Raw genomic sequence first — 21,965 nt, forward strand, 5'->3', positions numbered from 1 at the left:
AGATATGCTGCTGATTCCTGCAATTGATCTCAAAGATGGCCACTGTGTTCGACTTGAACAAGGTGATATGGATAAAGCCACAGTTTTCTCTGAAGATCCTGGCGCGATGGCAGCACACTGGATTAGTAAGGGTGCGCGTCGCTTGCACCTAGTCGATCTCAATGGTGCATTTGCAGGCAAACTCAAAAATGAATCTGCCATCAAATCGATTCTCAAAGCAGTTGGAGATGAGATACCTGTTCAATTGGGTGGAGGCATTCGTGATCTTGAAACCATTGAGCGTTTATTAGATGATGGTATTAGCACTGTAATTATTGGCACCGCTGCAGTGAAGAATCCAGGCTTTGTGCAAGATGCTTGTACTGCATTTCCTGGTCATGTGATGGTTGGCTTGGATGCCCGCGATGGCAAGGTGGCTACAGATGGTTGGAGCAAGATTACCGGCCACGAAGTAATTGATCTTGCCAAGAAGTTTGAAGACTGGGGTGTTGAAGCCATTATCTATACCGATATTGGGCGTGATGGCATGCTCAAGGGCGTCAATATTGATGCCACTATTAAGCTGGCGCAGGCTATTCGTATTCCGGTAATTGCTAGCGGTGGCCTCTCGAACAACAAAGATATTGAGGCTCTCTGTAAAGCGGAGGAAGAGGGTGTGATGGGCGTTATTGCTGGCCGCTCTATCTATGCTGGAGATCTTGATCTTGCAGCAGCTCAAAAGTATGCAGATGAATTAACTCTGAAGTACATGAAGAAAATTATCTAGTGTTAACAAAACGCATTATTCCTTGTCTTGATGTCACTGCAGGGCGCGTTGTTAAGGGGGTGAATTTCGTTGGCTTGCGCGATGCAGGTGATCCTGTCGAAATCGCTAAACGCTATGACACCCAAGGCGCAGACGAGCTTACATTCTTAGATATCACTGCTACATCTGATGGCCGCGATCTGATTCTACACATCATTGAAGATGTTGCCTCACAAGTATTTATTCCTCTAACAGTTGGCGGTGGTGTGCGCGCTGTTGCTGATGTACGCCGCTTACTCAATGCCGGTGCAGATAAGGTGAGCATGAACTCTTCTGCAGTAGCGAATCCTGATTTAGTTTCTGATGCTGCCGCTTACTACGGCTCACAATGCATTGTGGTTGCGATTGATGCCAAGCAAACTACTGCCGGCAATTGGGAGGTATTTACCCATGGTGGTAGAACACCTACCGGTATTGATGTAGTGGAGTGGGCGAGTGAGGTAACTAAACGTGGCGCGGGCGAAATTTTGCTGACCAGTATGAATCGCGATGGCAGCAAAGATGGCTTTGATTTGGCTTTAACGGCGGCCGTGAGCGATGCAGTCTCTGTACCAGTAATTGCATCTGGTGGGGTTGGTAATTTGCAGCATTTGGTTGATGGGATTACCAAAGGCCATGCGGATGCCGTATTAGCGGCTAGTATTTTTCACTATGGTGAGTTCACTGTAGGGCAGGCAAAAGAATATATGGCCGCCCAAGGAATTCCGGTTCGGATTTAGAAAGAGCTTTTAAGCGCTGATCGCCATATGAGCGATAAAGGCTGAGCGATTTTCTCCAGCCGATTTAGCCTTGGCGTCCAGCCTTGCCAATACTCTTTTTGGTAAAGAGATATTTACCCTTTCGATATCGTCTGATAGTAAAGCTGGGTCAATCTCAGCAATTGCCCAAATACATCCTTTGAACTCTTTCTTCTTCTGTAGGTTGGTGATGGAGCTGGGCTTTGGTACATCTTCGCCGGCATCTAACGCTGCCTCAATCCAAAGTTCAATAGCTTCTTTGGTATTTTCAATTGCCTCATCAACTCCGCTATCAGCGGCTGAGAAGCAGCCAGGTAAATCGGGAACGACCACGCTCCACGCTAACTTATCTCCACCCGGTTCAATCGCAATTGGATATTTCATGATGATTCCTCTATTTCATTCCTGCTTGTTTTAGTAGCTTTTGAACCAAACCAATTCCTAAATCCTTTTTGGGGTGAGGAATGGTGATGTGCCCACCTTTATAGGGGTGATTAAAAACATGATGAGAGCCTTTTGAGCCCCGCAATACCCATCCATCTTTTTCTAATACCTTAATGAGTTCTTTGCTATTCATTCCCACATTATAAATTTATACACATCATACACACAAATATAAAAGGTGTCTATGAGGCTGGGCAGGTCATTACAGCAAGCTCTAATAAGTGCTTATTTGGTTTGGCCTTAACAATTCTGTCAAAATTGGGCAAATGTCAGATATGAATAAAAACCCTCAAGACCAAAGCCTATTAGATGCCGTGACTTGGAATGATCAGGGTCTTGTACCTGTGATTGCTCAGGAAGTAAGTAGTGGCGATATATTGATGATGGCTTGGATGAATCGCGAAGCTCTTTTAGAAACCATGCGTTTGGGTGAGGCTGTCTACTGGACTCGTTCAAGACAAAAACTTTGGCATAAGGGCGAAGAGTCTGGCCACACTCAAAAAGTGAAAGAAATTAGACTTGATTGTGATGGCGATACTATTTTGCTGATGGTTGAGCAAAAAGATGGCATTGCCTGTCATACAGGTGAACATAGTTGCTTCTTTAAGCAGTGGGATTCAAGCAAGGCCGCTTGGGTTGATCAGTCAATTTCTAAAAAATAAACAAGCTAAAAAGCTTAGCTAAAAGACATAAAATAATCGAATGACTAGTTCTACGAATAAACCTTCTAATTTGGATTCTGCATTCGCGCATTTAGCCGATGTCGTGGATCAACGTCGTGATGCTTTTAAGGCAGGACAAGCCGATCCCAAGACTTCTTATACCGCTTTGCTCTTTTCAAAGGGTGATGATGGAATTTTGAAGAAGATTGGTGAAGAAGCAACCGAGGCAGTCATGGCTGCTAAAGATGCTCGTAGTGCGAACTTGGCTCCAGAGCAGCAAAAATTGCTGGTAGCTGAAATGGCAGACCTTTGGTTCCACTGCTTGATTGCCTTGTCACAATTTAACTTGCGCCCTGAAGATGTGATTGCTGAGCTAGATCGCCGCTTGGGCACCTCTGGAATCGAAGAAAAGGCAGCCAGAAAAGCCGCTGGTAAGGAATAAATACCCATGTCGCATGATCCAAATTGCCTGTTTTGCAAGATTTCACAAGGTTTGATCCCATCTCAGAAGGTCTACGAGGATGAGGAAATCTACGCTTTTAAAGATATCAATCCAGCGGCACCAGTGCATTTTTTGGTGATTCCTAAGAAACATATACCCATGTTGGAGTCAGCAGAAAGCATTGATGCCCCATTGCTGGGTAGAATGATGGAATTAGCGCCGCGTCTTGCTAAAGAGCAAGGCTGTCGTCCCGGCAAGGATGGCGGCTTTCGTTTGATGGTGAATAATGGTGCAGATGGAGGGCAGGAGGTTTATCACTTGCATTTGCATGTGATGGGCGGTCCGCGCCCCTGGAAAAAATAATCCAAGGAGATTCAAAATGGGCTCATTTAGCATTTGGCATTGGTTAATTGTTTTGGTCATCGTGATGTTGGTATTTGGTACCAAGAAATTACGCAATATCGGCCAAGATTTGGGTGGTGCTGTAAAAGGTTTTAAAGATGGCATGAAGCCAGGCGATGAACCTAAAGAGCAAATCCAGCAAGCTGCTGCAACAACAGAAAAAACTGTTGATGTGCACGCTAAAGACATCAACAAGTGATTCTTGTTAGCGCAATAGAAATCCATGTGGTTTTTAGAAGACTGCTTCAATGATTGATCTTGGAGTTTCAAAACTTGCGCTTATTGCAGTAGTTGCTTTAATCGTAGTGGGTCCAGAGCGCCTACCAAAAATTGCTCGTATGGCGGGTAATTTATTTGGTCGTGCACAGCGCTACATGGCCGACATTAAATCTGAAGTTAATCGCCAGATGGAAGTAGAGGAATTTAAAAAGTTCCGGGAAGAGAGTGCTTCCGCCTTCAAAGAAGTTGAGAACAGCATCAACTCCACTGTTCAAGAAGCCAATACCAACCTGAGCGATCAGGCCGATATTTTCGAAACCAGTTTTGAGAAGCTACCGCTTGATGAGAGAGCGGTGTGGGATAAGACCAAGCGTCAAGGCCGCAATAGCTGGGGTGTTAGACGTACAGCTAGACCGTTATGGTTTAAACGCTCTGCCGGTGTGCGCACACGAGTTCAATCGGGCGCTGCCAGAATGAAACGCTTTCATCACAGCGCTATCAAATAAATAAAACAAGAATAAAAATACTTTCGCATGTCAGAAAATCATTCCACTGAAGAGTCAGGTTTACAAGAATCTTTTCTCTCGCATTTATTTGAATTACGTGATCGCGTTATCAAAGCAGCTTTAGCAATTATTGTTGTCTTTGTATGCCTGGTCTATTGGGCGCCCGATATTTTTCATTTGTTTTCACAGCCTTTGCTAGATTCATTACCAGCAGGCGGCAAGATGATTGTGACGGATGTCACCGGTTCATTCTTTGTTCCGATGAAAGTCACCATGCTAGTGGCATTTCTGATTGCATTACCCGTGGTGATTTATCAACTATGGGCTTTTATTGCGCCAGGCTTATATCAACATGAGCGTAAGTTGGTCGTTCCATTGGTGGTGAGTAGCTATAGCTTATTTATCTTTGGTATGGCCTTTGCCTACTTCTTGGTATTTCCAACCGTGTTTAATTTCATGGCTAGCTATAACGCACCATTGGGCGCTGAGATGTCTACGGATATCGATAAATACCTGAGCTTCGCCATGAATACTTTTTTAGCTTTCGGTATTACTTTTGAGGTGCCAGTAGTGGTGGTTGTTCTTGTTCGTATGGGCATTGTGCCTTTGGCTAAGCTCAAAGAAATTCGTCCTTACGTGATTGTGGGTGCCTTTGTGATTTCTGCAGTTGTGACTCCACCCGATGTTCTATCCCAATTGCTCCTGGCGATTCCAATGACTTTGCTATATGAGCTGGGCTTATTTATTGCGCGCTTCTATACGCCTAAGCCTGCAGATGATGAGACGGCTAAAGAAGATCAAGCAAGTTCAGCGTCAGTCTGATTTTTAGATTTCTTAGAAAAAGTACCTGTTAGCCAATTAGTAACGCGATCAAAGCGATAGCGTCTTTGTCGGAGGTTGCCTTCAATATCCAGTTCGGCACCAGCAAATGCTTTGCCTGCAGCCAAAAGAGTGCGACGTTGTTGAATCGTATCAATCTGAATCAGTCTCGGCAAAATCTTAGGCAATTCCCAGCGAATATCAACGGCTACACAATGCTCATGTTGTAACTGCCCTACTTCACATAGTAATAACTCTGCTTTGCTAAAGTTAAATTGATTAGCAATGATGATGCGATGAAATAGTAATAGCCAATCTTCATCTAATTTATGTTCAGCATGATGATTAATGGCTCGCTCTGCATATTGAGCCAACTCAAACCATTCATTTGCTTTGGGATCCGGACAGCTTTCTAAAATTTTACTGAGCAAATCTTTGGCTTCTGCTACGCCTTGCTGATGGGCTTGCCAGACCCAATACGATGCTTGCAAGCCACGCACCTTTTCTTCAGACTTTTCTCGCTTACGCCACAGGTTGGCACCTTTACGCAATTGTGCTTCTGCATGGCCTAAGTCAGCAGCGCGATCAAAGCAGCGATCACTTTCTGTGGCGTTATATCCTGAGAATTGAGGGCGACGATAAATTTCACCTAACGCATACCAAGCATCTCGATCACCATCTTTGGCTGCGAGCTCTAACCAGTACGCTGCTTTTTTAAGCGCAGCGTTGGATTTGGTATCACTGCCATCTAATTGAGCGAGACGCAATCCTAAAGTCAGTTTTGCAATGGTGAGACCAAGTTCTGCCGCTTGCAAAAGAGCATCTTCTTTTTTCTCTTCAAGCCAAGCGCCCCATAATGAGGATAGAGCCTCATTTTTAGGTTGAAGTTTAATCAGCAGTTCTTTGGCAGGGCTTGTGAATGGCGAATCGATTTCAGAAAGCTCTTGAAGATATTCTTTAGCAAGTTTTTGAAGCCCAGCAAAATCAAGCCCAGCAATTTTTTCAATCGAGGGTGTAGTTGTTGCTTTGCCTAGCCAATCAACAAGCTGAGACTGTGTCTCTTGATATGCAGGGTTAATCAGAAAATTAGCTAGCTGCCATTTGGCGGCCAGGCTAGAGGCGTCTTGAACAGCTTTTTCGGCTACCTCCCAGAATGACCCCCAGCCAAAGCTAAAAGCAGGGGAATTGAAGGTCTCCACTAGAGGAATGCTGGCCACTTGCTCTAAAAGATTGGAAATTTGCTGTTGGATTAAGTCTTTTTCCTCAAGTCCTTGATTTGAAATGGAAAAATAGGACTTTTCAAGCCAAATCAAGGCATTAGTGGGTTGAATTGGGGTTTTAAATGACCCGGTCATGTAGGCCTGTGCCAATTTTTGTTGCGCTAATACATCACCTAAGCGGGCTGAGCTGAGGATTTTTAGGAATTCGCGACTTGCCATATGACAATTTTGTCATCTAAGGGCCTTAAAAGACAGAAAACAAAGGCCTTGTTGCCGAGATACAACGAAGAAAGCCAAAAAACTACCTTTTGACAAGCAAAAAGAGCTCCTAAATACCCTTACCCCCAGTCTAGTAGGGCAAGGGAGGCAAAATTCATAAGTCCCGGTTTTATTTGGGCATTACTTTTAATTTTTGGAGATTTAAAGAATGAAAAAATCACTATTAGCAGTTGCAGCTATGACAGCTTTTGCTGGCGCAGCTCAAGCTCAGTCCTCAGTGACTGTTTACGGTATCGTTGATGCTGGTTACACAGGCGGTAACGCACGTGCAACTTCTGGTGCTGGTGTTACTGTTAAAGAAACTGTTAACCGTATCAGCAACAGCATGGAATCTGGTAGCCGTATCGGTTTCCGCGGCAATGAAGATTTAGGCGGCGGTACTTCTGCCATTTTCACATTTGAGGTAGGTATTCAGCCAGCAGGTAATGCTGGTTCAAACTCAACTGGTTTGAGTGCAGATGCAGCTGGTGCTGGTACTTGGTCTCCAAACGTACGTCAAGCATTTGTTGGTTTGGCGAAAAAAGGCCTTGGTGATGCTCGTATTGGTACACAAAACACCTTGTTCTGGGAACAAGCTGGCTCAAATACTACTGGTCAATTGAGCCAGACTTACGGAAGTATGTTAGCCCCGTCAACTGACGGTGCTTTCTTTACTTCCGCTTCTGGTGGAGTAAACGCTGGTTCACAATCTGCTGCTTATACTGCTAGAACAACCAACACCATTCGTTTTGCTACAGAGCGCATGGCTGGTTTGATTGGTAAATTCTCATACACACAAAGCAACCTTAACCGTACCCAGGGTGTTAATGCCGCTACTGAAGGCACAACTAACACATCTGCAGGCCCTACAAGTAACGCAGTAGCGGGTGTTGCTGCTGGTGGTCAAACAGGCGGCAATAATAACCAAAGCGGCTATCAGTTTGCAGCGGATTATGTTTTCCAAAAAGCCAACATTCAAGCTTCTTATGCAGCGTTTACATCTGAGAACCCATACACTGTAGCCGCAGCTACACCGAGCGCTACCAATAACACAGCTTGGGGTAGTGGTACACAAGGTAATAATGTTAAAGATACTCAAACTTTGATTACTGGTAGCTATGACTTTGGTATTTTGAAGGCCTATGCAGGTTGGACAAATCGTAAAGTTGAATCTACTTTGAATAGCAATGCATTCTTGAAGCGTAGCGCACAAGAAATTGGTGTTCGTAGCTTTATTACACCTACTATTGAGGGTTGGGCTTCTGTTGGTAACGGCCGATACTCTTCATTTGGTACTGGTCAACCTACAGCTAACATCACTGGTTACCAAGTTGGTAGCAACTATTGGATGAGCAAGCGTACAAACTTGTATGCTATTTATGGCCAAAATGGCACATCAAGCACAACTAATGGTTCTTACAACTTGAACCAATATTCTATTGGCGCACGTCACACTTTCTAATTTAACGCTAGCGTAAGCTAGTTTGAGTTTAGAAAAGAAGTACAAAACCCGCTGTGGGAACACAGCGGGTTTTTTCATTTAGAGCCAAGGTTTACCCCTAAAGATTGGATGTAAAATCGCCTCATAATGCTTTATATTGCAAGGTGATATAAAGTCATTTGCCTTACCTACTTATTTACTGAAAGTGAGCCCCATGAAAAAGAGTCAATTAAGTCAGTTTGTTGCTGCCGTTTTCTTTACCGGATTATCTGTTAGTGCGTTTGCCGCGAGCCCTACTTTAGACAAAATTAAATCTTCTGGTGCCGTCACCATGGGCGTGCGCGAGTCATCCATTCCAATGTCCTATACCACTGGCGATAGCCGCTTTGATGGTTACCATGTTGAAGTTTGCCGCATGATTCTGGGCGATATTAAAGACAAGTTGGGCTTGAGCACATTGCGCATCAATTACCAGCCTGTGACATCCCAAAACCGCGTACCTTTAGTACAAAACGGTACCGTTGATATTGAGTGCGGTACAACAACTAATAATAGTACTCGCGCTAAGGATGTTGGTTTTGCCAATACTTTGTACGTTGAGGAAGTGCGTATTGCAGTTAAAGCAAACTCTGGGATTAATTCCATTTCGCAATTAGCAGGTAAAAAAGTTGCTACAACCACTGGCACAACCTCTGTTCAATTGCTGCGTAAACATGAAAAAGCCAATGGCGTTAACTTTGATGAAGTGTTTGGTAAAGATCATGCCGATAGCTTCTTATTGTTAGAGTCCGGCCGTGCTGACGCATTTGTGATGGATGGTTCGATTTTGGCTGGCAACATTGCTAGCTCTAAGAATCCAAAAGATTTCAAAATTGTTGGTGAAGTCCTTGCTACCGAGCCAATCGCCATTATGGTTCCAAAGAATGATCCTGAGTTCAAGGCTGCCGTGAATGCCGCGATTGCGAAGATTGTTGCAAATGGCAAAATGCCTGGATTGTGGAACAAGTGGTTCTTGTCACCAATTCCACCAAAGAATGCTGTAGTTGGTCTTGAGTTGTCTCCAGCAACTAAAAATGCTTGGGCTAATTTGAATGACAAGCCTGCAGAAGACTACAACAAGAAGTAATCTAATCAATTGAGTTGTTAATATGGCGTTAGATTTAGGTGTTTTTTGTAAAAGCACCTTAGACGGAGAAGCAGTTGAATACTGCTTCTCCTCAATTTTTGGTCTTGGGCAAAATGCAGATCCTAGTTACCTAGATTGGCTTCTGAAAGCTTGGGGGTGGACCCTTGCCGTTGCGGGCTTAGGCTTGGCTATTGCTTTGATTGTGGGTGCAATTATGGGCACCCTCAGGACCTTACCGGATAACGGAAAACTCAGTAGGTGGCTTGTTCGACTTTCAACAGCTTGGGTAGAGTTATTTAGAAATATTCCCGTCTTGGTGCAGGTATTTCTTTGGTATCACGTTATTCCCGCCTTTGTTTTACCTTTAAAGGCACTTCCATCCTACTGGTTAGTTAGCATTGCATTGGGCTTTTTTACTTCAGCTCGTATAGCAGAGCAAGTGCGCGCAGGTATTCAGTCTTTACCTAGCGGTCAAAGAGCGGCTGCTACCGCTCTCGGCTTAACAACTCCGCAGACGTATCGTTATGTCATATTACCCATGGCTTTGCGTATTGTGATTCCACCGCTGACTTCTGAAAGCATGAATGTGATTAAAAACTCTTCAGTTGCTTTTGCAGTCTCAGTCCCTGAGCTCACATTATTTGCAATGCAGGCTCAAGAAGAAACTTCCCGAGGTGTGGAGATTTACTTAGCGGTGACCTTGCTTTATGCATTATCAGCTTTTGCCGTCAATCGAGTAATGGCTTTGATCGAGAAAAGAAGTCGTATCCCTGGTTTTATTGCTGCATCGAATGATGCAAGTCTGGCTCATTAAATGGTGGCGATATGTTGAGCCTAGACATTGGTTTTTATAATTGGGAACTCTTCACAAATTACATTCTGAAGGGGCTTCTATTTAGTGTGCAGCTCACTGTCATTGCGACAGTTGGGGGCATTGTGGTTGGTACCTTCCTGGCCTTGATGAGACTATCTGGCAAGCCAGCCTTGGTATATCCCGCAACGTTTTATATCAATACCATGCGCTCCATTCCATTGGTAATGGTGATCCTCTGGTTCTTCTTATTAATACCAATGCTCATTGGCAGGCCCATTGGTGCAGATTTATCTGCCACCATTACCTTTATTGCATTTGAGGCCGCCTTCTTTTCGGAGATTGTTCGAGCGGGTATCCAGTCGGTACCCAGGGGCCAGGTTTACGCAGGGGAAGCCTTAGGGATGACCTATGGCCAAAATATGCGTTTGATAGTTTTGCCTCAAGCTTTTAGGAATATGATTCCCGTCTTCATGACGCAGACCATTATTTTGTTCCAAGATACCTCCTTGGTTTATGCAATTGGTGCCTACGATTTATTGAAAGGTTTTGAGATCGCCGGTAAAAATTATGGCCGTCCAATCGAGACTTATATTTTGGCCGCCGCTACGTACTTCATTATTTGTTTTTCACTGTCTAAAGCAGTGCGCGCTATTCAGGCAAAAGTTGCCATTATTCGTTAATTATTTTTTGATCGCTACACACTACATAGACCATCATGATTGAACTCCAAAACGTTTCTAAATGGTATGGCTCCTTTCAGGTTTTGACTGACTGCACTACGTCAATCAAAAAAGGTGAGGTAGTGGTTATTTGCGGTCCGTCTGGTTCGGGCAAGTCAACCCTAATTAAAACAATTAATGCATTAGAGCCATTTCAGGCTGGTCAAATTTCTGTAGATGGAATTAATTTGCATGATTCAAAGACGAATCTACCTAAGCTACGAGCTCGCGTAGGAATGGTGTTCCAACACTTCGAACTTTTCCCACACTTAAGTATTACTGAGAATCTGACATTAGCTCAGATCAAGGTGCTGGGCCGCTCAGCCGATGATGCAAAGGCTCATGGGCTGAAATACCTTGAGCGAGTTGGCCTGAGTGTGCAAAAAGATAAATTCCCCGGACAGTTATCTGGCGGTCAACAGCAGCGTGTCGCGATTGCGCGTGCTTTAAGCATGGACCCCATTGTCATGCTCTTTGATGAGCCTACTTCTGCTTTAGATCCAGAGATGGTTGGCGAGGTATTGGATGTGATGGTCAAACTTGCTAACGAGGGCATGACTATGTGCTGCGTTACCCATGAAATGGGTTTTGCACGCAAGGTGAGTAATCGAGTGATTTTTATGGATCAAGGTCGAATTATTGAAGATTGCAGCAAGGATGAATTTTTTGGGAATCCTGAAGCGCGTTCTCCAAGAGCCAAAGATTTTTTATCCAAAATACTTCCTGGATAAAAGACAACAAGCCCTTAATTAATTCAGCGTTTTTGGTCTAGGCCGCTTGCCAGTTTGGACCTTCAGTTCCAACATTTTTTCTTTGCGCAAAATTTTAAGACTTGCTTCATTTCCTGGCCCTATCTGCGCGATTTGATTTAAGAGTTGCCTTACGTCTTTTGTTCCATTGCCATCAACAGAGACGAGCACATCCCCAGGCTTAACCCCACCCCTTGCCGCAGGCCCACCCTCCAGCACCCCAGAAATCAGGACTCCGACGGTGTTGCTAGGCAAACCAAGCGATTCTGAGAGCTCTCTCGAGAGGTTTTGAGGCTCAACCCCAATCCACCCCCTAGTGACGCCCCCATTTTTAAGAATGGATTCCATTACTTGTTTGGCTAGATTTACAGGAATAGCAAATCCAATTCCCATGGACCCGCCGTTGTTTGAATAAATGGCGGTATTGATGCCAATCAAATTACCTCGCGTATCCACTAGAGCGCCCCCTGAATTTCCAGGATTAATCGCCGCGTCAGTTTGAATGAAGTTTTCAAAAGTATTGATACCCACATGGTCACGACCCATTGCAGAAACAATTCCGGATGTTACGGTTTGACCAACTCCAAATGGATTTCCAATAGCCAGCACTACATCACCCACATGAACAGATTCAATTTTTCCTAGAGTAATGGGAGTTGGTAATTGCTTGGGCTCAATTTTTAAAACAGCGATATCTGTTTCTGGATCGCTCCCAATAATTTTTGCTTTAACTTTTCTACCGTCTGATAGTGCAACATCAATTTCATCTGCATCACTGATAACGTGATGATTGGTCAGAATAATTCCTTCGGGACTTACTAAAACCCCAGAGCCTAGGCTGGATATAGGTTCCTCGTCGGGTGGCTGGTCACCAAAAAAGAATTTGAATAAAGGATCGGTAGGATTTTGTTTGCTTCCTATGCGTGTTTTTGGTTTTGCAGAAATCTTGCTAGTGAAAATATTGACAACCGCGGGCATCGATTTTTTCACAGCATCATGGTAAGAGCCCGGACTAACAGCAGTGCCGTCGTACATACCTTCTTTAAACGTCACGTTTTCAACAATAGAACTCACACCTTCGCCAGATATCCAGCTTGGTTTCAGAGTAGCAATAATGAACATTGCTGCCAGAAGAATGGTTACCGTTTGTGCAAACAGTAACCATAGGCGATTAAACATTTCCTAATGCGCTTTGCTAATTTATTTCTTGAGACTGTCGCGAATCTCGCGCAGCAAAACTACATCTTCCGGAACTGGTGGAGGAGGTGTATCCATGAGGCGAATCCTATTGACTACTTTGACCATTTGAAAAATCACAAAGGCCAACAAAATGAAATTAATCGAAATGGTGATGAAGTTGCCATAGGCAAAAATGGGCACCCCAGCCTTTTTGAGGGCATCAAAGGTTCTGGGCACCCCCTCTGGAATATTGCCCAGGACAACAAAAAGGTTTGTAAAGTCGATATGACCCCCTAAAAGGGTTGAAATGACCGGCATAACAATGTCGTTTACTAGGGAATCGACGATTTTCCCGAAAGCCCCGCCAATAATCACGCCAACCGCTAAATCTATGACGTTGCCCTTGACAGCAAAGTCCCGAAATTCCTTTAAAACGCTCATTTCAGCCTCCTTTTTTCTCCAAATACCAATTAACCCAAGATTAACCCCATAACTTTCCTACTTACCCCACTTTTTACTTTAAAATGCTAGGTTTAAGCAATTTCCACCCATAGATACCCTTTTAGGAATTTTGTAAATGAGTGACAAGCCCTGTATGGACAAGGATCGCCGTAATTGGCTGATCGCCACTTCGGCAGTTGGAGGCGTAGGTGCAGCCGCAGCCCTTTACCCTTTTGTAGACAGTTTTGAGCCTTCTGAGCGTGCTAAGGCCGCCGGTGCCGCTGTTGAGATTGATATTAGTGGCATGCAGCCAGATGAAATGAGAATGGTTGAGTGGCGCGGAAAACCTGTTTGGGTGGTTCGTCGCACCCCTGAGCAGGTTGCTGAGCTGTCTAAGATTGATGGCGAATTGGCTGATCCAGATTCATTGCGCGATCCAGCCCAATTTACACCTGCTTATGCTCAAAACCAATGGCGCTCTATCAAGCCTGAGTACCTTGTAGTTGTAGGTATTTGCACACACTTAGGATGCTCTCCTACAGCCAAATTTGAATCAGGAGCTCAACCTTCCTTACCAAATAACTGGCCAGGAGGTTTCCTTTGTCCATGTCATGGTTCGACATTTGATATGGCCGGCCGTGTATTTAAGAACAAACCAGCACCAGACAATATGGAAGTACCGCCACATATGTATTTGAGCGATACCAAGATTCTGGTTGGCGAAGATAAGAAGGCCTAAGGAGAGATAAATGGCATTTCACGAAAAAGAAGTTCCTGCAGACGCCTCCGCAGCCGTAAAGCTAATGGCATGGGTTGACTCACGTCTTCCAGTTACTGATGCATTTAAGCGGCATATGAGTGAGTACTATGCTCCGAAGAACCTGAATTTTTTCTACATCTTTGGTGCATTAGCAATTGTTGTTTTAGCAATTCAGATCATTACCGGAATTTTCTTGGTGATGAACTACAAGCCTGATGCTGCTAAAGCTTTTGAATCTGTTGAATACATCATGCGCGAAGTGCCATGGGGTTGGTTAATTCGCTACATGCATTCGACTGGCGCCTCAATGTTCTTTGTGGTGGTCTATCTGCATATGTTCCGTGGCTTGATTTATGGTTCTTATCGTAAGCCTCGTGAACTCATCTGGATTTTTGGTTGCGCAATTTTCTTGTGTTTAATGGGCGAAGCCTTCTTTGGATACTTGCTCCCTTGGGGTCAGATGTCTTACTGGGGCGCTCAAGTGATTGTGAACTTATTTTCTGCAATTCCTTTTATTGGTCCAGACCTGTCTTTATGGTTGCGTGGCGACTATGTGGTTGGCGACGCGACTCTGAACCGCTTCTTTGCATTCCATGTGATCGCTATTCCACTAGTGTTAATTGGTTTGGTAGCAGCCCACATTTTGGCTTTGCATGAAGTAGGCTCCAATAATCCTGATGGCGTTGAAATTAAAAATAATTTAGATGCAAATGGCCATCCAGTTGACGGCATCCCATTCCATCCTTATTACAGCGTGCATGATGTGATGTACTTGGGCGGTTTCCTCATTATTTTTGCGAGTATTGTTTTCTTTGCTCCAGAGATGGGTGGATATTTCTTAGAGGCAAATAACTTCATCCCTGCTAATCCGTTTGTAACGCCAACGCACATTGCGCCAGTGTGGTACTTCACACCGTTCTACTCAATGTTGCGTGCAACTACCTCTAACTTCTTATTGCCTTTGTGGATCTTCTTGGCAGTTATTCTGGGCATGTTTGCGAGGACTTCAAGCGATAAAAGAGTGAAGGGTGCGTGCGTAGCAATTGCACTCGCTTTGGCTGCTGGCTTCTATGCATTTGATGCGAAATTCTGGGGCGTTGTCATTATGGGTGGCTCAGTAGTCATTCTGTTCTTCTTGCCTTGGCTTGACTATTCCCCAGTGAAATCGATTCGTTACCGTCCTCAGTTCCATAAATACATCTATGGTGTATTTATTGTTACTTTTGTAATCTTGGGTTACTTGGGTATCGAGCCACCATCACCAGTATTTGAAAAGATTTCTCAGATTTGTACGATTTATTATCTGGGCTTTTTCTTGGCAATGCCTTTCTGGAGCAAGCTTGGAACATTCAAGCCAGTTCCAGACCGCGTTACTTTTGAATCCCATTAATTCAGACACCAGAGAAATTAGGAAATAGTATGAAACGAATTCTGCAAACTTTGATGGGCGTCTGCCAAGCAATAGTATTGGTCGCTGCTCTCGGCTTTGGTGCTACTGCGAATGCAAGTGAAGGTGGCTTTCCTTTGGATAAGGCACCAGACCGCGTTAGTAGCAATGCCTCCTTACAAAATGGCGCCAAAATATTTGTGAACTATTGCTTGAACTGCCATTCGGCCACAAGCATGCGCTACAACCGTTTGCGCGATATTGGTTTAACTGACCAGCAAATTAAAGACAATCTCATTTTCACCGATGCCAAAGTGGGTGATTTGATGACTATCTCCATGACTCCAAAAGAAGGCAAGGCATGGTTTGGTAAGACTCCTCCAGATTTATCTGTAGAGGCTCGTGCTCGTGGAACGGATTGGCTTTATACCTATTTCCGTACTTTCTACAAAGATGATGCAACTCAAACTGGTTGGAACAACTTGGTATATCCAAACGTTGGCATGCCACATGTGCTCTGGCAGTTACAGGGTGAGCGTGCTGCGAACTTTGAGGAACGCAAAGATCCACATGATCCAAGCAGAATGGAAAAGGTATTTGTTGGCTTCGAGCAGTTAACTCCCGGCACCATGCAATCTCAAGAGTATGACGACAACATTGCTGACTTAGTGGCTTTCATGTCTTGGATGGCTGAGCCAGTTCAGTTGGAGCGTAAGCGTCTTGGCGTAGTAGTGCTCCTATTTTTGGCGCTCTTTACTCTCTTGGCATGGCGCTTGAATAAAGCGTACTGGAAAGACGTCCACTAATCATTTGATGAGCCCTGTTATTAGGGCTCATGATTGAAAAGATTTAACGCTGTTGTGCGTTTGTTGTATTGAAGTAGAAATTTAAGGAAATCAATTTATGATGGTGTTGTACTCGGGTACTAACTGCCCATTCTCGCAACGCTGCCGCTTGGTGCTTTTTGAAAAAGGCATGGATTTTGAAATCCGTGATGTTGACTTGTTTAACAAGCCAGAAGACATCTCAGTAATGAATCCTTATGGCCAAGTTCCTATTTTGGTTGAGCGTGACTTGATTCTGTATGAATCAAACATCATTAATGAATATATTGATGAGCGTTTTCCTCATCCACAATTGATGCCGCCTGATCCAGTAGCTCGTGCACGTGCACGCCTTTTCTTGTTTAATTTTGAGAAAGAGCTCTTCGTTCACGTTGCTGCTTTAGAGAACGAAAAAGGCAAGGCCGCTGAAAAGACCCATGAGAAAGCCCGCTTGGCAATTCGTGATCGCTTGACACAGTTGGCACCCATTTTTGTGAAGAATAAGTACATGCTCGGCGATGAATTCTCAATGTTGGATGTTGCTATCGCGCCGTTGTTATGGCGTCTTGAGCATTACGGCATCGATCTTTCTCGTAATGCTGCAGCTCTCTTGAAATATGCTGAGCGCATCTTTAGTAGACCTGCTTATATCGAAGCTTTGACTCCTTCAGAAAAGGTAATGCGCCGCTAAGCTTTACTAGCGGTTCATATCTGTCGGCATGTCTGACGTTCCAAGTAATAAACCCTACCTAATCCGTGCTCTACATCAGTGGTGCACGGATTTTGGTTTTACGCCCTTCATAGCCGTCTTTGTGGACTCTAGAGTGGAAGTCCCAATGGAGTTTGTGAAGAACGATGAAATCGTTTTAAACCTCTCCTTGGAGGCTTGCCATCAGTTACAGATGGAAAATGATTGGATCAGCTTTCAGGCGAGGTTTGGCGGTATTCCGAGAAAAATTATGGTTCCCGTAACGCATGTCTTGGCTATTTACGCCAGAGAGAATGGCCAGGGAATGTCTTTTCCGTTTGATCCAAAGCAGGCCCGGGACTTGCATATTGCAGATGCCTCAGATGGGGTAGCTGAAAAGCCTAAAACGAGCAGACCTTCCTTGAAGATTGTGAAATAGGCTAAAATATCTCCGTTGCCCCTTTAGCTCATCTGGTAGAGCAACTGATTTGTAATCAGTAGGTGGTCTGTTCGAGTCGGACAAGGGGCACCAAATATTCCAAAGCTTCTAAGTTAAACGTCTTAGAAGCTTTTTCTTTTATTGCTCAGCTAAAGATTGAGATTGACCTTATTTGTCTCTGGCAAATATAAAACCGCAATCACTGCGGCGCTAGCCAAAAAGATTGTTGGGTACCAAAGTCCGGCAAGATCATTTCCCCATTGTTGATTTAGCCAAGTCACGATAAGTGGTAAAAGTCCACCTATCCATCCCGCTGCTAGGTTATGTGGAAGGGTTGCTGCGCTATTGCGAGTCTTGGCAGGAAATAACTCTGCCAAGAGCGCTGTTTGAGGGCCAACCACTAAGGCAAGAGATAGGGATAGTCCAGTTAAAAGCAGCCCTATTAATATTAATGCGCTATTGGCATTTGGTGCCTGTAGGTACTGCTGTCCCAAGTTTTGAAGTATTTGGAATGCGGGCTGTATAAAAATGGATCCCAACAAAAGACCGCTAATCACAACAGGCTTGCGCCCAACTTTGTCTGATAGCCAGCCAGCAAATACAGTGAGCGGAAATAGGGCTAAGGTCGCATAAACACTGAGTTGATCCACAACTGCCGGCGGCAGTTTGAGAGAAGCTTTCAAAAAAATCGAGGTATAAACCTGCACACAGAAAAAGAGTACTGCTCCACCAGCAGAAATGCAGAAGAAAAGTAAAAACATGCGCTTGCGTGTTTGAGGGTCTCGAAAATTACTGAGCAGTGGATGATCAGTTTTTTGGCTACTTTTATTAAGCTCTAAAAACACAGGCGTTTCTTCCAAAGCCATGCGAGCTTTAAATGCAATGATTAACAAGACGATCGAGATCCAAAATGGCACTCGCCAGCCCCATGCTTCAAATTGCTCTGGGGAAAGATAAATTCTGAGTAGCGCTATTTGCAAGGTGGAAAACAAAATTCCAAGCGGCCCCATCAGTTGTAGAAAACTAGTTTTAAGCCCTCTATATTCATTACCTGCGTGTTCGGCCAGGTATACGGCACTACCGCCAATTTCACCGCCAGCGGACAAGCCTTGCAGCAAGCGTAAGCTAACCAAGCAAATTGGAGCCCAAATACCGATTTGGGCATAGGTAGGCAAAAAGCCTACACAAAAGGTGGCTATCCCCATGAGGGCAATGGTGATCATAAATACTGGCTTTCGGCCAATGCGATCGCCCATAGAGCCAAATATGGCAGCTCCAATAGGGCGCACTACCATTCCAACGCCAAAAGTCGCCAGGCTGGCTAATAGACCAGTGCTTGGGTCACTTGAGGGGAAGAAGAGGGGGGCAAAAACAACTGCTAAAGTGGCAAAGGTGAGAAAGTCATACCACTCTAAAAAAGTCCCAAAACAGGCCGCAATCGCTACTTTTCGGTAGGAGTGGGGGCCTTTTATTTTTTCTATATTATTGATTTTATTCAACTTAATTCTTTTTATAAAGTATTTGTTGCAAAGCAGCAAAAAGTTCTTGATTTGTCATATTTGTTCAGTTACAGTTTGATGGTGCAGTGCAATATTTAAGGTATACCAAGTTTTCCAACACTTAAATCGTGCGCTTAATTGATTAGTTGTACCACTTAATTTCTGGAGAAATACATGAACCAAGATCAAATCACCGCTAAATTGTCCCAAATTAATAGCAAAGGCCTCGAGGCTTCATTTTCTTTGAGCGAAGCTGCTTTGGAAAATGCTCAGAAATTGGCTGAGTTGAACTACGCTGCTTCTAAGGATGTTTTAGTAAATACTCAAGATGGCATTCAACAAGTTTTGACAGCAAAAGATCCAAAGCAAGTTACTGAACTTCTCAATGCTGAAACATTTCAAGCTGCTGGTAGCCAGGCAGTTGCATATCAAAAGAAAGTAAGCAAAGTATTGCGTGATGGTAATAAAGAATTTGTAAACGTTGTAGATGCAAGCATCGATCAGTTGCAAGATGGTTTCCAAGATTGGATTAATACTGTTGCCGCTAACGCACCTGCAGGCTCCGACGCATTTTTGTCTTCGTTCAAGACTGTATACGGTAGCGCATTGCAAGGTTTTGAGCAGTTTCGTGCCGCTAGCAAAGAAGCTTTTGCTACTGCAGAAAAAACTGCGGATCAAGCAATCGATGCTATTCAAGGTCAAATGGTTCAAGCTAAGAAAGCTGCTACACCTGCATCACGTGCACGCAAATCTGCTTAATCAGTCGAATTAGATTTAGAAGTCAGTCTTAAAAAACCCCGCCTGGCATGAGCTAGGCGGGGTTTTGTTTTATGGCGTTTTATTCTGAATCTGTAGAAGATTCAATTAATGGCGTAGATAAGTTTTTACTAGGCTTGACGCCAAGCTCACGAACTTTTTCAGCAGTACGAATGAGATTGCCTTTGCCAGACTTCAGTTTATTAAAGGCATCGTGGTAGCTTGTTTGGGCTTGATCTAAGCGTTGTCCTAGCTTTTCTAGATCTTCTACAAAACCTACGAACTTGTCATACAAGCTGCCACATTGTTTAGCAATCTCAAGTGCATTCCGGTTTTGCTGATCCTGTCTCCACAGATGAGCCACAGTTCGTAAAGTTGCCATCAAAGTACTTGGGCAAACTAGAACAATATTTTTGGCTAAAGCTTCTTGATACAGATTAGGCGCGGTCTTTAATGCCAATAAGAATGCTGGCTCAATTGGCACAAACATCAAGACAAAATCAACAGAGCCAACGCCATATAGGGAGCTATAGTTCTTTCCAGATAAGCCTTGTATATGTTGGCGCAAAGATTGGATATGGGCTGCCAGCTCTTGTTCTGCAACGGTTGGATCGGTTGTTTCCGCATGTCTTGCATAGGCCGTAATTGACACCTTACTATCTACGACTAGACTTCTACCTTCAGGCAACTTAATCACAACGTCGGGCTGTAGGCGCGATCCATCCGATTGAGTATGGCTATCTTGCACCACATACTCTTCGCCTTTGCGTAAACCGGAAGATTCAAGAATTGACTCAAGAACAAGCTCTCCCCAATTACCTTGTACCTTAGAGTCACCTTTAAGAGCTTGAGTTAAGGAGCGTGTCTCATCAGACATGCGTAGATTGAGATTAGCCAAACGCTCGATCTCACTTTTAAGAGCAAAGCGTTCGCGTGCTTCATTGCCATAAGAGGTGCTGACCTGCTCTTTAAATTCAGTCAGCTTAGTTTGTAGTGGTTTGAGGAGTGCATCTAAGCTTGCAGCATTTTGTTCGGTAAAGCGCTTAGATTTATCTTCCAAAATCTCATTGGCTAAATTCTTAAACTGGTTTGTTAAGGCCTCTTTGGCTTCATTGAGAGATTCAATTCTTCCTAGGCCTTGTTTGCGCTCAGAATCTAGCTCTGCTTCAAGACGAATAGCAGTTTGCAGCGCATGATCTCGCTCTTCGCAAAGACTGACTGCAAGTGCGGCTTGTATTTGTGCTTCTTGCTCGGTGCGTGATAGTGCGGAGCGTAAGTTCAGCACATAAACTAAAAGGCCTGCACATAGAGCAAATGGCAGGCCAAATAGCAGCAGTGAGCTGAGATCAAAAGTCACAGAGCTAAATTGAATTAGGCTTTGACTAGTTTTTGGAGCTCACCAGACTCAAACATGGCAGTCATGATGTCTGAGCCACCGATGAACTCACCGTTGATATAGAGCTGAGGAATCGTTGGCCAATTCGCAAATTCTTTGATGCCCTGACGAATATCTGCACTTTCTAATACGTTAACAGTGTGCAGTTTTTCAACACCGCTAGCACGCAAAATATTGATTGCATTGCCAGAGAAGCCGCACTGAGGAAATTGCGCTGTTCCTTTCATGAACAGGACAACAGGGTGGCTGGTAACGATTTCTTTGATTTGAGCTTGTGTATCCATAAATTCTTTCTAGAAAAACAATAAAGCGGTAAAAAAAGCTTGGAAATGCTATTGCATCGATTTTAAGACTTAATGCAAAAAAGGGTGATTCCAGATCTTATTTTCGGGCAGATGCTACCCGCTTATGCCCAGCCAAATCCTCATGGGTTTGAATATCGCTTAATCCTGCGGCTTTCATAAGGCTAACCACGGCCTCTGACTGATCAAATCCATGCTCAACTGCAAAAAGACCCATGGGTTTTAAGTGGGACTTAGCCCCCTGAATTATTACCTCAAGACAACTCAGTCCATTGGCATGATCGGTGAGCGCAGAGATGGGCTCAAAGCGTAGATCACCCTGTGTGAGATGGGTATCTTGATTGGCGATATACGGAGGGTTACTTAAGATGACATCAAAAAGGACTTGATTAACCAAGGCTTCGTACCAACTACCTTGCGCAAATTGGACGCGAGCTTCAAGACCTAAGTGTTTAGCGTTAGTTGCAGCGATTGCTAAGGCTTCTGAAGATTGGTCAGTTGCCGTGATCATGACGCTTGGGGTCTCATGTGCAATAGCCAGAGCAATGGCTCCAGAGCCGGTACCTAGGTCGAGGACATTAGCAGATATCGCTTCTGTTTCAAGCCGCTGAATTTCTCGAAGCCCTATTTCAACCAAGAGCTCGGTTTCTGGGCGTGGTATTAGCACACCTGGCGCAACAAATAACTCAATATTGTGAAAGCCTCTTTTACCAATCAGGTATGCAATGGGCTCTCCAGCCATCCTTTTGGATTGTAATTCTTGCCATGCTAAGTTTGCTTCCAAGCTGAGCGTCATATCATCGCGTGATAGCAATGCTGAGCGCGGCAGTTGATAGTATTTATCCAGAACATGTGCCATTAATACGCGTGCTTCGCTGGCAGGAAGTGTTGAGCCACTCAATAAAGAGCGCAGACTTAAATCTGGGTTCAT

Annotated in this window: 28 protein-coding genes and 1 tRNA gene; 20 read left to right on the forward strand and 9 right to left on the reverse strand. The window is 44.2% G+C overall.

Annotated elements, in window-relative coordinates:
* Positions 1-4: 4 nt before the first annotated feature.
* Both hisA and hisF read left to right on the forward strand, forming a co-directional pair.
* Positions 5-766: a 1-(5-phosphoribosyl)-5-[(5-phosphoribosylamino)methylideneamino]imidazole-4-carboxamide isomerase gene (hisA, locus tag B6A14_RS02440; RefSeq protein WP_087908842.1), complete on the forward strand. Its 762-nt coding sequence runs from the start codon at positions 5-7 to the stop codon at positions 764-766.
* Positions 766-1,524 carry an imidazole glycerol phosphate synthase subunit HisF gene (gene hisF / locus B6A14_RS02445; RefSeq protein WP_087908843.1) on the forward strand — a complete coding sequence of 253 codons (759 nt, stop codon included), beginning with the start codon at positions 766-768 and terminating at the stop codon, positions 1,522-1,524. The genes hisA and hisF overlap by 1 nt, the downstream gene beginning before the upstream one ends.
* A 9-nt stretch (positions 1,525-1,533) precedes the next feature.
* On the opposite strand, the gene B6A14_RS02450 is transcribed toward hisF, so the two are convergent.
* Both B6A14_RS02450 and B6A14_RS02455 read right to left on the reverse strand, forming a co-directional pair.
* The gene (locus tag B6A14_RS02450) at positions 1,534-1,926 is read right to left on the reverse strand and encodes a type II toxin-antitoxin system HicB family antitoxin (RefSeq protein WP_087908844.1); all 393 of its coding nucleotides are present in this window, start codon (positions 1,924-1,926) and stop codon (positions 1,534-1,536) included.
* Positions 1,927-1,936: 10 nt separating this feature from the next.
* Positions 1,937-2,119: a type II toxin-antitoxin system HicA family toxin gene (locus tag B6A14_RS02455; RefSeq protein ID WP_087908845.1), complete on the reverse strand. Its 183-nt coding sequence runs from the start codon at positions 2,117-2,119 to the stop codon at positions 1,937-1,939.
* Positions 2,120-2,252: 133 nt separating this feature from the next.
* Between B6A14_RS02455 and hisI the strand changes: the two genes are divergently transcribed.
* From hisI to tatC, 6 genes are read left to right on the forward strand one after another with little or no spacing between them, the layout of a single operon-like run.
* Entirely contained in the window at positions 2,253-2,648 is a 396-nt protein-coding gene (hisI, locus tag B6A14_RS02460; RefSeq protein WP_087908911.1) for a phosphoribosyl-AMP cyclohydrolase, read from the forward strand.
* A 40-nt stretch (positions 2,649-2,688) separates the two neighbouring features.
* Entirely contained in the window at positions 2,689-3,090 is a 402-nt protein-coding gene (locus B6A14_RS02465) for a phosphoribosyl-ATP diphosphatase (RefSeq protein WP_087908846.1), read from the forward strand.
* Positions 3,091-3,096: 6 nt separating this feature from the next.
* Positions 3,097-3,453, forward strand: coding sequence for a histidine triad nucleotide-binding protein (locus B6A14_RS02470; protein ID WP_087908847.1), 357 nt, complete (start codon positions 3,097-3,099; stop codon positions 3,451-3,453).
* A gap of 16 nt (positions 3,454-3,469) precedes the next feature.
* The gene (gene tatA / locus B6A14_RS02475; protein WP_087908848.1) at positions 3,470-3,691 is read left to right on the forward strand and encodes a Sec-independent protein translocase subunit TatA; all 222 of its coding nucleotides are present in this window, start codon (positions 3,470-3,472) and stop codon (positions 3,689-3,691) included.
* Positions 3,692-3,740: 49 nt separating this feature from the next.
* Positions 3,741-4,217, forward strand: coding sequence for a Sec-independent protein translocase protein TatB (tatB, locus tag B6A14_RS02480; RefSeq protein ID WP_087908849.1), 477 nt, complete (start codon positions 3,741-3,743; stop codon positions 4,215-4,217).
* 27 nt (positions 4,218-4,244) lie between these two features.
* The gene (gene tatC, locus B6A14_RS02485; protein WP_087908850.1) at positions 4,245-5,039 is read left to right on the forward strand and encodes a twin-arginine translocase subunit TatC; all 795 of its coding nucleotides are present in this window, start codon (positions 4,245-4,247) and stop codon (positions 5,037-5,039) included.
* Here the strand turns inward: tatC and B6A14_RS02490 are convergent.
* Positions 5,015-6,475: a tetratricopeptide repeat protein gene (locus tag B6A14_RS02490; RefSeq protein ID WP_087908851.1), complete on the reverse strand. Its 1,461-nt coding sequence runs from the start codon at positions 6,473-6,475 to the stop codon at positions 5,015-5,017. The genes tatC and B6A14_RS02490 overlap by 25 nt on opposite strands.
* A gap of 208 nt (positions 6,476-6,683) precedes the next feature.
* Between B6A14_RS02490 and B6A14_RS02495 the strand changes: the two genes are divergently transcribed.
* From B6A14_RS02495 to B6A14_RS02515, 5 genes are all read left to right on the forward strand, one after another.
* A complete protein-coding gene (locus B6A14_RS02495) occupies positions 6,684-7,976 on the forward strand; it encodes a porin (RefSeq protein WP_087908852.1) in 1,293 nt (430 codons plus the stop codon).
* 193 nt (positions 7,977-8,169) lie between these two features.
* Positions 8,170-9,081 carry an amino acid ABC transporter substrate-binding protein gene (locus B6A14_RS02500; RefSeq protein ID WP_087908912.1) on the forward strand — a complete coding sequence of 304 codons (912 nt, stop codon included), beginning with the start codon at positions 8,170-8,172 and terminating at the stop codon, positions 9,079-9,081.
* Positions 9,082-9,103: 22 nt separating this feature from the next.
* The gene (locus tag B6A14_RS02505; protein ID WP_087908853.1) at positions 9,104-9,895 is read left to right on the forward strand and encodes an amino acid ABC transporter permease; all 792 of its coding nucleotides are present in this window, start codon (positions 9,104-9,106) and stop codon (positions 9,893-9,895) included.
* Positions 9,896-9,906: 11 nt separating this feature from the next.
* Positions 9,907-10,575, forward strand: coding sequence for an amino acid ABC transporter permease (locus B6A14_RS02510; RefSeq protein ID WP_087908854.1), 669 nt, complete (start codon positions 9,907-9,909; stop codon positions 10,573-10,575).
* A gap of 35 nt (positions 10,576-10,610) precedes the next feature.
* Positions 10,611-11,345, forward strand: a complete 735-nt coding sequence (locus B6A14_RS02515) for an amino acid ABC transporter ATP-binding protein (protein WP_087908855.1) — start codon at positions 10,611-10,613, stop codon at positions 11,343-11,345.
* Positions 11,346-11,363: 18 nt separating this feature from the next.
* Here B6A14_RS02515 and B6A14_RS02520 read toward each other — a convergent pair whose 3' ends face one another.
* Both B6A14_RS02520 and mscL read right to left on the reverse strand, forming a co-directional pair.
* A complete protein-coding gene (locus B6A14_RS02520) occupies positions 11,364-12,542 on the reverse strand; it encodes a trypsin-like peptidase domain-containing protein (RefSeq protein ID WP_087908856.1) in 1,179 nt (392 codons plus the stop codon).
* A 21-nt stretch (positions 12,543-12,563) separates the two neighbouring features.
* A complete protein-coding gene (gene mscL, locus B6A14_RS02525) occupies positions 12,564-12,983 on the reverse strand; it encodes a large conductance mechanosensitive channel protein MscL (RefSeq protein WP_087908857.1) in 420 nt (139 codons plus the stop codon).
* 136 nt (positions 12,984-13,119) lie between these two features.
* Between mscL and petA the strand changes: the two genes are divergently transcribed.
* The 6 genes from petA (at position 13,120) to B6A14_RS02555 (ending at position 17,174) form a co-directional block, all read left to right on the forward strand.
* Entirely contained in the window at positions 13,120-13,722 is a 603-nt protein-coding gene (gene petA, locus B6A14_RS02530) for a ubiquinol-cytochrome c reductase iron-sulfur subunit (protein ID WP_087908858.1), read from the forward strand.
* A 10-nt stretch (positions 13,723-13,732) separates the two neighbouring features.
* The gene (locus B6A14_RS02535) at positions 13,733-15,133 is read left to right on the forward strand and encodes a cytochrome b (protein WP_087908859.1); all 1,401 of its coding nucleotides are present in this window, start codon (positions 13,733-13,735) and stop codon (positions 15,131-15,133) included.
* 29 nt (positions 15,134-15,162) lie between these two features.
* Complete coding sequence (locus B6A14_RS02540) at positions 15,163-15,936, forward strand: cytochrome c1 (RefSeq protein ID WP_087908860.1); 774 nt, start codon at positions 15,163-15,165, stop codon at positions 15,934-15,936.
* A gap of 97 nt (positions 15,937-16,033) precedes the next feature.
* Positions 16,034-16,645 (forward strand): glutathione S-transferase N-terminal domain-containing protein, encoded by a 612-nt coding sequence (locus tag B6A14_RS02545; RefSeq protein ID WP_028819209.1) that lies wholly within the window; start codon positions 16,034-16,036, stop codon positions 16,643-16,645.
* A gap of 28 nt (positions 16,646-16,673) precedes the next feature.
* A complete protein-coding gene (locus tag B6A14_RS02550) occupies positions 16,674-17,081 on the forward strand; it encodes a ClpXP protease specificity-enhancing factor (protein ID WP_087908861.1) in 408 nt (135 codons plus the stop codon).
* 17 nt (positions 17,082-17,098) lie between these two features.
* Positions 17,099-17,174, forward strand: a tRNA-Thr gene (locus tag B6A14_RS02555).
* Between the two features lie 56 nt (positions 17,175-17,230).
* Here B6A14_RS02555 and B6A14_RS02560 read toward each other — a convergent pair.
* Positions 17,231-18,580, reverse strand: coding sequence for an MFS transporter (locus B6A14_RS02560; RefSeq protein WP_087908862.1), 1,350 nt, complete (start codon positions 18,578-18,580; stop codon positions 17,231-17,233).
* Between the two features lie 174 nt (positions 18,581-18,754).
* On the opposite strand from B6A14_RS02560, the gene B6A14_RS02565 reads away from it, so the two are divergent.
* Positions 18,755-19,339 carry a phasin family protein gene (locus tag B6A14_RS02565; protein ID WP_087908863.1) on the forward strand — a complete coding sequence of 195 codons (585 nt, stop codon included), beginning with the start codon at positions 18,755-18,757 and terminating at the stop codon, positions 19,337-19,339.
* A gap of 79 nt (positions 19,340-19,418) precedes the next feature.
* Here the strand turns inward: B6A14_RS02565 and rmuC are convergent, their stop codons facing one another.
* The 3 genes from rmuC to prmC all read right to left on the reverse strand — a co-directional run bounded on the left by rmuC (position 19,419) and on the right by prmC (position 21,965).
* Complete coding sequence (rmuC, locus tag B6A14_RS02570) at positions 19,419-20,693, reverse strand: DNA recombination protein RmuC (protein WP_087908864.1); 1,275 nt, start codon at positions 20,691-20,693, stop codon at positions 19,419-19,421.
* Positions 20,694-20,707: 14 nt separating this feature from the next.
* Positions 20,708-21,016 (reverse strand): Grx4 family monothiol glutaredoxin, encoded by a 309-nt coding sequence (grxD, locus tag B6A14_RS02575; RefSeq protein WP_087908865.1) that lies wholly within the window; start codon positions 21,014-21,016, stop codon positions 20,708-20,710.
* A 97-nt stretch (positions 21,017-21,113) separates the two neighbouring features.
* Positions 21,114-21,965, reverse strand: coding sequence for a peptide chain release factor N(5)-glutamine methyltransferase (gene prmC / locus B6A14_RS02580; RefSeq protein ID WP_087908866.1), 852 nt, complete (start codon positions 21,963-21,965; stop codon positions 21,114-21,116).

Source organism: Polynucleobacter hirudinilacicola (assembly GCF_002192535.1).
Lineage (GTDB): Bacteria > Pseudomonadota > Gammaproteobacteria > Burkholderiales > Burkholderiaceae > Polynucleobacter > Polynucleobacter hirudinilacicola.

Coding starts and splice junctions, on each gene's coding strand:
- hisA (WP_087908842.1), top strand. CDS start 5: ATGCTGCTGATTCCTGCAATTGATCTCAAAGATGGCCACTGTGTTCGA.
- B6A14_RS02450 (WP_087908844.1), bottom strand. CDS start 1,926: ATGAAATATCCAATTGCGATTGAACCGGGTGGAGATAAGTTAGCGTGG.
- B6A14_RS02455 (WP_087908845.1), bottom strand. CDS start 2,119: ATGAATAGCAAAGAACTCATTAAGGTATTAGAAAAAGATGGATGGGTA.
- hisI (WP_087908911.1), top strand. CDS start 2,253: ATGTCAGATATGAATAAAAACCCTCAAGACCAAAGCCTATTAGATGCC.
- B6A14_RS02465 (WP_087908846.1), top strand. CDS start 2,689: ATGACTAGTTCTACGAATAAACCTTCTAATTTGGATTCTGCATTCGCG.
- B6A14_RS02470 (WP_087908847.1), top strand. CDS start 3,097: ATGTCGCATGATCCAAATTGCCTGTTTTGCAAGATTTCACAAGGTTTG.
- tatA (WP_087908848.1), top strand. CDS start 3,470: ATGGGCTCATTTAGCATTTGGCATTGGTTAATTGTTTTGGTCATCGTG.
- tatB (WP_087908849.1), top strand. CDS start 3,741: ATGATTGATCTTGGAGTTTCAAAACTTGCGCTTATTGCAGTAGTTGCT.
- tatC (WP_087908850.1), top strand. CDS start 4,245: ATGTCAGAAAATCATTCCACTGAAGAGTCAGGTTTACAAGAATCTTTT.
- B6A14_RS02490 (WP_087908851.1), bottom strand. CDS start 6,475: ATGGCAAGTCGCGAATTCCTAAAAATCCTCAGCTCAGCCCGCTTAGGT.
- B6A14_RS02495 (WP_087908852.1), top strand. CDS start 6,684: ATGAAAAAATCACTATTAGCAGTTGCAGCTATGACAGCTTTTGCTGGC.
- B6A14_RS02500 (WP_087908912.1), top strand. CDS start 8,170: ATGAAAAAGAGTCAATTAAGTCAGTTTGTTGCTGCCGTTTTCTTTACC.
- B6A14_RS02505 (WP_087908853.1), top strand. CDS start 9,104: ATGGCGTTAGATTTAGGTGTTTTTTGTAAAAGCACCTTAGACGGAGAA.
- B6A14_RS02510 (WP_087908854.1), top strand. CDS start 9,907: ATGTTGAGCCTAGACATTGGTTTTTATAATTGGGAACTCTTCACAAAT.
- B6A14_RS02515 (WP_087908855.1), top strand. CDS start 10,611: ATGATTGAACTCCAAAACGTTTCTAAATGGTATGGCTCCTTTCAGGTT.
- B6A14_RS02520 (WP_087908856.1), bottom strand. CDS start 12,542: ATGTTTAATCGCCTATGGTTACTGTTTGCACAAACGGTAACCATTCTT.
- mscL (WP_087908857.1), bottom strand. CDS start 12,983: ATGAGCGTTTTAAAGGAATTTCGGGACTTTGCTGTCAAGGGCAACGTC.
- petA (WP_087908858.1), top strand. CDS start 13,120: ATGAGTGACAAGCCCTGTATGGACAAGGATCGCCGTAATTGGCTGATC.
- B6A14_RS02535 (WP_087908859.1), top strand. CDS start 13,733: ATGGCATTTCACGAAAAAGAAGTTCCTGCAGACGCCTCCGCAGCCGTA.
- B6A14_RS02540 (WP_087908860.1), top strand. CDS start 15,163: ATGAAACGAATTCTGCAAACTTTGATGGGCGTCTGCCAAGCAATAGTA.
- B6A14_RS02545 (WP_028819209.1), top strand. CDS start 16,034: ATGATGGTGTTGTACTCGGGTACTAACTGCCCATTCTCGCAACGCTGC.
- B6A14_RS02550 (WP_087908861.1), top strand. CDS start 16,674: ATGTCTGACGTTCCAAGTAATAAACCCTACCTAATCCGTGCTCTACAT.
- B6A14_RS02565 (WP_087908863.1), top strand. CDS start 18,755: ATGAACCAAGATCAAATCACCGCTAAATTGTCCCAAATTAATAGCAAA.
- grxD (WP_087908865.1), bottom strand. CDS start 21,016: ATGGATACACAAGCTCAAATCAAAGAAATCGTTACCAGCCACCCTGTT.
- prmC (WP_087908866.1), bottom strand. CDS start 21,965: ATGAACCCAGATTTAAGTCTGCGCTCTTTATTGAGTGGCTCAACACTT.